Genomic DNA, 9,610 nt, shown 5'->3' on the forward strand with positions numbered 1-9,610 from the left:
CTATTAGCGAGCTCACACCTTGCTTTGCTTGCTCTAGCTGGAACCATCCGACTTGACGGTCCAGCGCTGCGAGCGCATCCTCCCCGCTTTCTCGTGCAGATTGAAGTGTTGAGATGGTGTTTAGAAACAAACGCGATGCCTTTGACGTTGCCTTCTGGGCATCGATCTGTTGTTGCTAACGGGACTAATCTTGTTTTGAGCGATAGAGAGATGAACTGATCAACGCAAACCAAGACCAAATAAGGGGTTTTGGCTTTGATAGTATTAGGTTAGCGCAAAAAACTGGTGCCTACGTTTACATGATAACCCCTTTGAAACATTCTTGTTATGTCCACCTAAAACGAACTAAAATAACAATATACAAAGTAGCACTTGGGCCAATTCCGAAGGCCCGCTCAACGAGGCGGGCTTCACCTAAAGCGTTTCGATCAAAGTTTGAATCTATGAGATTCCCCAAAACTTCGATTTGTGATTCACTCTGTTCGGGAGGATCACAGCATGCCAGCACCACTATCTACAGAACTGCGAGAACGCTTTGCGCGTCTGATCATGGGCGGATTGACGGGTCGTGAGGCTTCACGACGCCTTCAGATATCTGCGGCAACCGGATCTCGTTGGGCGCGGCAAATCCGCGTTTGTGGTTCTGCCCCCATCGCGCCGATGGGACGTCCTTCCGGAACTGGCAAGCTCGCCGCCTATGTCGGGTTCTTCAAAGAGTTGGTGAGACAAGACCCTGATATTACATTATTTGAATTACGCGATGCGCTCGCTGATGCAGAGGGTGTGAGTGTGCATCATTCAGCCATAGCCCACCTGTTGAAGCGTCTTGGCTTCACGCACAAAAAAAGTCGCTGGTCGCCACCGAGCGTCAGCACGTCAAAGTAAAGCAGCGTCGGGCTGAGTGGTTGGATCATCGTCTCCCGGCCATCAAGACCTTGCCTGAGCGCGTTGTCTTCATTGATGAAACCGCCGTAAAAACAAACCTTACTCGCCAGAAAGGCTGGGCTGCCCGAGGCGAGCGACTTGTGATGGACGCGCCCTTCGGGAGTTGGGGTACGCAAACGCTGATCGCAGGCTTGACAACAGATGCGTTGATTGCGCCATGGGTGATTAAGGGGGCGATGGACGGTCCGGCTTTTGCGGCTTACATCCGCCAGGTGCTGGTGCCGGAAATCGAACCCGGCACCGTGGTCGTACTCGACAATCTTGCTACGCTCTACAATAAAGAGGCAGCTGCCACCTTAAAGGCGCACGGCTGCTGGTTCCTTTATCTGCCACCTTATTCACCGGACCTGAACCCGATTGAGCTGGCCTTCTCGAAGCTCAAAGCCCACCTGCGAAGGATCGGCGCACGCTCGTTCACGGCTGTCTTTAATGCCATCGGGGAAATCTGCGACCTCTACAATCCGACAGAATGCTGGAACTACTTCAAAGCCGCAGGATGCATCTCAAATTAATCTCGAAACGCTTTAGAACATTCTTCGAGAAATTGAAGGCACCAGCCTGACCTTTGCGTAGAGCCCGCATTACTTCAAAGCCTTTGATCATCGCATAGGCGGCCCTCATGGTTTTGAACCCACGTACAGGTTTGATGAGCTGTTTCAGCTTGCCGTGATCAGCTTTGATGATATTGCTCAGATACTTCACTTGGCGATGTTCAATGTCCGTGGGGCATTTTCCTTCTGTTTTCAACTCGGATATAGCAAGGCCATATGTTGGGGCCTTGTCGGTGTTGATAGTATTGCCGAACTTGTCTACGGCTCGGTAGAGATAGGTCCATTTCCCGCCAACCTTTATGTAGTTTTCTTCAACCCGCCAACTGCAGGAGGATGGACACCGCCATTGCCAACGCAGTCGCTTTTCCATCTCCTGGGCATATCTCTAGATCCATCTGTAAATTGTAGCATGATCAACGCAAACGCCGCGCTCAACCATTATCTGTTCAAGGTCACGATAACTGATGCCGTATCTGCAATACCAGCGAACCGCCCATAATGCCACTTCACCACTGAATAGCGGCCTTTCGAAGCACTTATGGTGACTAATATTAATGCTTGTATATTAGCAATTAAATAGCTCATCTGATATAATTGCTATTATGGAAGCATTTAAACTCACATCACCAGATGAAATCCTAACAGCTCTTGCTCGGCGCATTCAGGAGCGGCGCATCTCCGCTGATCTTACCCAAAAAGAGCTAGCGGCTCGATCAGGCGTTTCATACTCTTCAGTGCGCCTATTAGAGACTAATGGAAAAGGTTCTCTGTTAGCCGCAATTAAGTTGGCTTTTGCCTTGGATGCAGAAGACGGTTTCGAAACATTATTCAAGAACAAAATCCCACGATCTATTGAAGATGTTATCGATAAACCCAAACGTAAACGAGTGCGGCGATAAGTACCCTCCAGTTGCACATTGCTTTTTCGTTTCACTCAAAATTGGAGGAGAGAACCCAGGATATGCCAGTTAGCTTGGAAAGATCAAACTCGCCATCGTCAAGAAGGTTCAGCTCTGTTTGCACCTTTGATGATACTGAGCATTTAAGATCGGTCATCATGGAATGGCCGCGATATGCCAAACAAGCGGGCTAAACACATAGGAGAACTAAGAAAGTGATCGTCAACTCAATAGTGTTCGTGGGCACCAACCAACATCCTCTAGCTTGTTTGTGAGACTGAAGTGTTTGTTGGCGACCTTCCTAGTTGAGTGCCGATGCCAAATTGACCATTAGCTGCCATTCGATTTGACTCGATGTAATCTCTATCGGTGAGAGTTCTCAACTTTAGGTCGATATTATACAGTCTGGAACTGGCCAATCTAGCAGCTAGCACTAGAATAGTATTTTTGCCCATTTCCGCCACTGTTTCTGATGTCATACAACTCCCACCCGCGTTAAATTACTCCGGAATCAGATCGTCAGATGAGCGAAGATACCGTATTCAAGTTGAACTGCTGTTTTGCCTGAGTATCAAACTATTGTCTGTGCTGAATGATATAAACCTAAAAGGCCTAATCATCTGCATCGAGATAACCTTATAACTTGGCACAAAATGAAAAGGCATCAGAGTCCTGAGCCTGTGCAACCACCCAATGCAACAAGACAAAGAAAATTTTAGCACAAGTAAAGAAAAAAACTCATGAAATTACTGTAATGTATTCACCAATAACAAGACAGGTGTAGTAGATTTACTACAAAGGCACTCATACTCGATAGAAAATAAAGTCATAAGACCATTTCGAGTGACTGGATGGAGTGTCTTGATGGGTAAGGTTAGGTTTGAAGATCAGGAAAATGAGTCTCAGGATCCACAAGTAGAGGCCTGGATCATTGGAATGATGCAGGAGATCAATGCCAAAGGATCTCCCAAGGAGCCGGAACCATCATCTCAGACCGTTGAGAATGGAGATGACGCAGATGGTGACGTGTTCTACGAAATTCCACTGTTTGACCTCGAAGAAGAAGCAAGCTGGACAGATAAACGTAATGTTCTAGCGACAGAAATTACGAGGCTGGTACCCAAAATAGGACATGCCGACAAACTCGGCGAAACTGTTCCCAATGGCCCATATAAAGCCCAGTTTGAAAACGTAAAAACCAAGTTCTCTGATTTTGTACATGTACTCGGTGCGCAACACTCAGCTCTTTCCTCCAAGGGAGCTGATGAAGGGAAAGTCGAGAAACTTGAGGCTGGCATTCTAGAGGCCTACACTCTTTATGGGGATGTTGAGCTTCTGGCACATAAAGCCAACAAATCAATGGATGAGATCCTTACAGGCTTGCGTGCCCAGTCTGCTAAACTCAACTCAGAGTTGGAGATCCTTTATGGTGAGCGCGCTGCCCTAGTAAAATCTGACGTCAATGTTGATGAGGTTGATAAAGCCTATGCAATCGCGCGAGAAGCGCTTCGTGACGTCAATACGGGTATCAATATTCCAAAACCAGAAATGGCTGAGGAGGCGCTGGACCGCACTCAATCACGTAAAAATGATCTGGCAGCAGCCGTGCGGGCAGGTAAGCGGGACGCAGACTCGCGTCTGAACGCGACTATGCTCAAGCTGTCACTTGTTGAACGGGATGTGAGCAAAACGGCTGAAAACAGAGGCGTGGTTGAAGATTCAAAGTTGTTCTTAAAATGGTTTGATGTGGAGCATGAAGCAGCTCAGAAAGCGCTCAGTCAGGCGAACTCAGCAGTTCAAAAGGCAGACTATGTTGGTGTCGAAAAGTTCATTACAGAAGCGGAAGATCATCAAGCGAATATGCAGCGATTTGTCTTGCGTAAAATCTTAAATCCGGATCTGGGTGACGAAACGGATGATAGTATTGATGAAACGAAGCTGAAAGATCCTGAGCAAAAACTACTTTTCAAAGAAACGACGACAATCCGTCGGCAAGCCGAGCAAATTTTCAAAGACAAAAGTAAAGTCGAGGCCGGTGGATCCAACGTTAAGCAATTTGAGCATGAGTTCAAAAATGTTATGTCTTTGACGAAAAACGCACAAACTGACCTTATTCATGGTGAAAACCAGAATGCAGCTGCAAAGAATGATAAGGCCAGAAGCAGTCTTAAGAAACTGGAGGAAATCCGGCAGGAGACCGTTTCTGCAACAAACATAGCCTTTGACCAAGTTGAGCAACTCAAAATCGCTGCAAAGCCTGCTTACGACCTTTTTCCTGAGTTACAGGCTCTTGCTCAAGAAAATGAGCAATATCAAAGATCCTTCAAGCGCTTCTCCAAGCAAATGACGGACTTTGACTTTTTTGTCAAAACCGCAGAACACCATGTACAAGCTGGAGAACTTGTTGCGGCTGACGGGCAGATTACGCAAGCGCGTCGGCCCCTTAACAACTTGATGTTTCGTGTACAGGACTTTGTGCAGTTCACGCCAGAGCAGGACCAAGGTGGAGCAGCTGGGAAGCTGGCCAAGAAGATCGCAATGTTGCGTGCGGATTATGACAAGTTAGCCGCACATACTGGTGACTTCACCGATAATGAAGAACTCAAGATATTCGAGAACTTTTCACAAAAGACAAAGCAGTTCCTTGATGATGCAGATGAAGCCATTGGTGCGAACAAAGTGGAGGAAGCCGCCGATCATAAGGAAAATGCTCAGATTGCCTTGGATGGCATGGTGGTTGCCTTTGAGCGAGGGGTAGACACATCTGCCAAAGTTAATCTGTTCATGGCGGATATTGTTGAGGCTCAGTCCAAAATCGCAGCGCTTTATGAGCGCCGCCGGGAAATTGCCTATGATAGGCAGGCGGCAGATTTTCTCAGTTACAACACAGCTGCAGGTGAAATTGTTTTTGAAGCAGAAGCACTGCTAAATGCTGGGCGTGTTAAAGACGCAAGAGAAATTCTGGCGCAGCTGCCTCTGGCTCTGGCCAATATGGAGGCCTGTTTTGTTAAACCTAAAGGTTTGAGAAAAGGCAAGAAGGCAACGCCAGAGAGTTATGAACCTGCCTCAGTGCCTCAGCCAGAAGATCCGGCGGACTTAAATGTCTCTGAAGCCCTGGTTAGAGATGACGATACCTCTCAAAAAACGCTTGTGAAGTTGCTTGCCAATTTGGCGAAGCTTCAAAAAGGGTTGAATGAGGCCGAGGCCAAGTGGCGTACAACGCTGGAGAATGAGGTTCTGGTTGAGTTCGATGGCATCCTGAAAGAAGCAAAACAGCTTACGGCAGATGTACTGGATATCGCTGAACGGGATACTGAGGATGAAGATGAAGTCATTCCAGATCTACAGCTTGCTCTAACAAGCGCGTATACGCTTTATGGGCAGTTGCAGAGCATTTTCAAAACAAAATCAACCAAGTCTGTGGATGGCGGAAAGACAGAAGTTCTCGATCCTCCGATCTTTGATCAGGAAGAGCGGAAAGTGATCAGGATTCTCAATGATATGAAGCGCCTTCGGGAAGGTATTGAGAGAGCCAATCTCATCTGGTCTCCTAATCTGATGCCCGAGAAGATTTCCGACATGAATGCGGCGCATCAATCTACTCTGCAAAGCCTTGATAAAGCAGAGGGTTTAGCTGACCAAGATGACGTTCAGGCTTTCGAGATATTGCCTCAACTGAAGGTCTTCATGACAGAAGCAAAAGCCGGACTCACATTGATGCAAAAGATCTTTAAGACCTCTGAGGAGATCAAAGAGAATCTATTGAAGTCTTTGAAGGATAGCATTTCCTATCACCAATCTCGATTTGATATCGGCATTGCAAAGCTGAATGAGGCTGTGGACTGGGGTGTGGATCTAACGGAAACAGAAGCGGCTCACAGTAAGGGAGCGGCAGCGGTGACTGGCTTGAAGACGGCAGTCATGAATCGTGATGTGGAGGTTGCAAAACTTCAGATCGATGCGATTGAGGGCGCGATTTCTGAGCTTAACACTGCAGTTGAGGGTGTCCTTACCGGCCTACAGGATCTACGAAGTCAATATTCCCTCAATGTCACAGATCTGAGCACTCGGTATTCTCTGCTGGGCAGTCGTGCTGACAGTCTGCTTGGCAATGAAACTGAGCTGAAAAAATTCATGGAGAGTGATAAGCTCGCGAACAACTTGCTGAAAACAGCCTCGCAGATGGTAGAGACGTCAACTCAGCTCGATTGTGACACCCATCTGGATGACATCGAGAGCACGCTGGATGTAATGGAGGCTATTCTCACACTGAATGGTGATCTGGGCCTTGAGCCGGAAGAGAAAAAAGTAGAGCCTTCAGAAAGCGACAAGTTGATTGCGCGGATTGCGAAGGCCAGACAAGAGTTGCTCTCTGTCTATCATCTTCGCAATGAGGTTGAGCACATCGCTGAAGCAGATCCAGTGGCTAGGAAGCACTTGAAGCAACTTGATACCGCCTATAACGCAGCAGAAGAGACACTTACCTCTCTTGAGACCGGCAAAGCGGTAGACCCCGGACGCAGCTTTGAGGTGATCGATGTTCAAATTCAGGTGATGAAAACCAGTCTGGATGAAATCAAAGCAGTTGCAGCGAGAAATCCGGAAGCAGCAGCGGAAACGGAAGATCAGAAGACGACAATATTTGCCAGCCGGATTGGTACGTTGCGAGATGAACTCACGACTATGAGTGATCAGGTCAATGAGTTTAAGGACCCTTATGAACGAGAAACCTTTGAACAGCTTGTGAGTGAACTGAGCGAGATCATCAAAGACCTCCAGATATGTTTGATCAACAGAGATTTCACCGGCTGCGAGAAACTGCTGCTTAAGGGCCAAACCCGTATTGATAAAGGAAAGAAGCTTTACAAACTCGGCCGTTTTACCGCTCAGGAGTTTGAGCGTCTTAAAGAGTTTTACAGTATTTCGGTAGAAACCCTTAAGAAACTGAGTGAGAAACAGAATACGCTCAAATCACAGAAGAAGCTTAATCTGTTCCAAGCGCAGCACGAAAAAGCACGGCAAAGCCTCTCCCACATTCAGGTATCAATTAAAGCGGACAGAGTGAAAGAAGCTCGCGGAGATGTTGCTAACGTCGAAAAAGCCCTCGCCGCTTTGCAGGACTTGTTCAAATCAAAACGGGAGAAGTTGAAAGAAACTTTTACGCGCAAGAAAGTGAAGAAATAGTTTTGATTATTCGGAGAAAGCACATCAGCGTTCTTAATGTAGTTTCACGGCGACACATTGCGCTTATCTAGATCTTGTTCTGTGCGGTACGATCCGACATGCTTTCTAGGAGAGTTTTCAAACGCAATTTTCTCCAATACCAGCTTGCAAAACACAAAACTCCTCATCACCAAAGCGAGCCTGTCTCAACCAAAGATTGAATAGGCCTAAGGTTCGTTTGTGGCCCACTTCATAGCAATGCCAACTAGCTAAAGACTTTGACGTTCAAAACAGATGTCGTTTGCTCATTGAAGTCTAAGCTCATCCTCAGAGCATATTACTACTCTGCCACGTCTGTAGATCTAGATCTCAAAACCGTCTTCTACATGCAGTAAAATCGGTTCGATGTGGTGGTTGAGGGATGGCATGGAGGAGCTGTTATGACCATTACAAACCTTCCTATGATCCGACCAGTAAAACCAGCCTGGAATCGTGGCAGGATTGTCGGGCAAAAGCGCCCTTTGCTACCAAAGCACGTTTGGGCCATTCGTGTTCGCCTTGAGCTTGCAGGCAAAGTACGTGAGCTAGCTTTGTTCAATACAGCAATCGATAGCAAACTCAGAGGGTGTGACCTTGTACGTCTTAAGGTTGTCGATGTCTTTACTGCAGGACGAGTGAAAGAGCGCACTTCAATAATACAGAGTAAGACCGGTAAGCCTGTTCAGTTCGAACTCATGGAAGGAACCAGATCAGCCTTGTCAAAATGGATAGACAGTCCAGAAATGATCGGGTCAGAGTATTTATGGCCTGGTCGGTTTCATGACAGGCCGCACATTTCGACGCGACAGTATGGTCGAATGCTGAAAGAGTGGGTTTTATCAATCGGGCTAGAACCAAGTTCTTACGGCACACACTCAATGCGTAGAACCAAAGTTGCGCAGATCTACAAGAAGACAGGTAATCTTCGTGCAGTGCAGCTTCTTCTTGGCCACACTAAGATGGACAGTACTGTCAGATACCTAGGTATCGATCTTGAGGATGCACTCTCGCTTTCAGAGAAGATCGATATTTAGAAGACAAGGAGCTGGAAGGGAGCAGCTCCAAATCCTCTTTTAGTGTTTGACCAGATGCCTATAAACTGATTGCCTTCTCTCTGTATGTTCCAGCTATTTTCTGTATATCCGCCTTACTTCTCCTTGAGCGCATGCGCGATTTGGTCTTGCATGGGTTTAATGAAGTAGGAGAGGACTGTTCGTTCGCCGGTTTGGATGAAGCCTTCGACGGGCATGCCCGGGACGAGGGTCTGGCCGTTCAGCTTTGGCATTTCGCTTTCCAGGATCTTCAGACGTGCCAGATAGAACGGCTCGCCGGTGACCTCATCGCGGGTCAGATCTGGAGAGACGTTGAGCACAGCTGCGCCCAGCTCAGGTGTGGTGCGCTGATCGAAGGCAGCAAGGCGCACATAGGCGTCCTGTCCCACTTGCAGCTGATCCACATCAACCGGTTGAACACGGCTTTCAATCACCAGATCACTGTCTTCCGGCACCACCAGCATGAGCGTGTCACCCGGAGCGATCACGCCGCCAACGGTATGAACGTTGAGCTGATGCACATAACCGGATTGCGGTGCGCGGATGTCAATGCGCTTCAGGCGGTCCTGTGCGGCCACTTCCTGCTCTTCTAGCTCGGCAATCTGTGAGCGGATGTTTTGCAGGTCAGACAGAACTTTTTCCAAAAACTCTTCGTCCAGCTGCAGGATCTGCACGCGCTTTTCGCTGATGGCTTCCTTGGTCTGAGCGACCTGAGAGATCAGCCCGCCACGATCACCAACCAGCTCGGCCCGTTCCCGCTTGATGGCGGTGACCTGAGAGGCGTTGATCAGGCGCTTTTCCAAAAGAGAAGCAAAGTCGGCGAGTTGCTGCGTGACAAGATCAATGCTTTCGGCTTTCGCATCGCGCTGCACCTTTAGGCCTTCAATCTGCTGCTCCAGCTGAGCAATCTGCTCGCCAAGCTGCTTCTTGCGGCCCTTGATGCCCTGCTGACGAGCAGCAA

At 47.9% G+C, this 9,610-nt stretch carries 6 protein-coding genes and 1 pseudogene; 5 read left to right on the forward strand and 2 right to left on the reverse strand.

The genetic code is table 11. From position 1 onward, the window contains the following. The first annotated feature begins 498 nt into the window (after positions 1-498). Positions 499-885, forward strand: a complete 387-nt coding sequence (locus PsAD13_RS27835) for a hypothetical protein (RefSeq protein WP_057461539.1) — start codon at positions 499-501, stop codon at positions 883-885. Beyond that, positions 852-1,457, forward strand: a complete 606-nt coding sequence (locus tag PsAD13_RS27840) for an IS630 family transposase (RefSeq protein ID WP_084404746.1) — start codon at positions 852-854, stop codon at positions 1,455-1,457. The genes PsAD13_RS27835 and PsAD13_RS27840 overlap by 34 nt, the downstream gene beginning before the upstream one ends. On the opposite strand, the pseudogene PsAD13_RS17040 reads toward PsAD13_RS27840, so the two are convergent. Further along, positions 1,429-2,046: pseudogene (locus PsAD13_RS17040) on the reverse strand (IS6 family transposase). The gene PsAD13_RS27840 and the pseudogene PsAD13_RS17040 overlap by 29 nt on opposite strands. 52 nt (positions 2,047-2,098) lie before the next feature. On the opposite strand from PsAD13_RS17040, the gene PsAD13_RS17045 reads away from it, so the two are divergent. The 3 genes from PsAD13_RS17045 to PsAD13_RS17055 all read left to right on the forward strand — a co-directional run bounded on the left by PsAD13_RS17045 (position 2,099) and on the right by PsAD13_RS17055 (position 8,631). Next, entirely contained in the window at positions 2,099-2,395 is a 297-nt protein-coding gene (locus PsAD13_RS17045; RefSeq protein ID WP_206599776.1) for a helix-turn-helix transcriptional regulator, read from the forward strand. Positions 2,396-3,259: 864 nt separating this feature from the next. Beyond that, positions 3,260-7,579: a hypothetical protein gene (locus PsAD13_RS17050; protein WP_063318912.1), complete on the forward strand. Its 4,320-nt coding sequence runs from the start codon at positions 3,260-3,262 to the stop codon at positions 7,577-7,579. A 419-nt stretch (positions 7,580-7,998) separates the two neighbouring features. Next, a complete protein-coding gene (locus PsAD13_RS17055; RefSeq protein WP_063286833.1) occupies positions 7,999-8,631 on the forward strand; it encodes a tyrosine-type recombinase/integrase in 633 nt (210 codons plus the stop codon). Between the two features lie 113 nt (positions 8,632-8,744). On the opposite strand, the gene PsAD13_RS17060 is transcribed toward PsAD13_RS17055, so the two are convergent. Then, positions 8,745-9,610 (reverse strand): HlyD family type I secretion periplasmic adaptor subunit (locus PsAD13_RS17060; RefSeq protein ID WP_063318913.1); only part of this gene is annotated, 866 nt, incomplete at its 5' end.

The organism is Pseudovibrio sp. Ad13, from assembly GCF_001623225.1.
GTDB lineage: Bacteria > Pseudomonadota > Alphaproteobacteria > Rhizobiales > Stappiaceae > Pseudovibrio.

Bases quoted from the DNA above. Each gene is read 5' to 3' on its own strand.
- PsAD13_RS27835 (WP_057461539.1), top strand. From the start codon at position 499: ATGCCAGCACCACTATCTACAGAACTGCGAGAACGCTTTGCGCGTCTG.
- PsAD13_RS17045 (WP_206599776.1), top strand. From the start codon at position 2,099: ATGGAAGCATTTAAACTCACATCACCAGATGAAATCCTAACAGCTCTT.
- PsAD13_RS17050 (WP_063318912.1), top strand. From the start codon at position 3,260: ATGGGTAAGGTTAGGTTTGAAGATCAGGAAAATGAGTCTCAGGATCCA.
- PsAD13_RS17055 (WP_063286833.1), top strand. From the start codon at position 7,999: ATGACCATTACAAACCTTCCTATGATCCGACCAGTAAAACCAGCCTGG.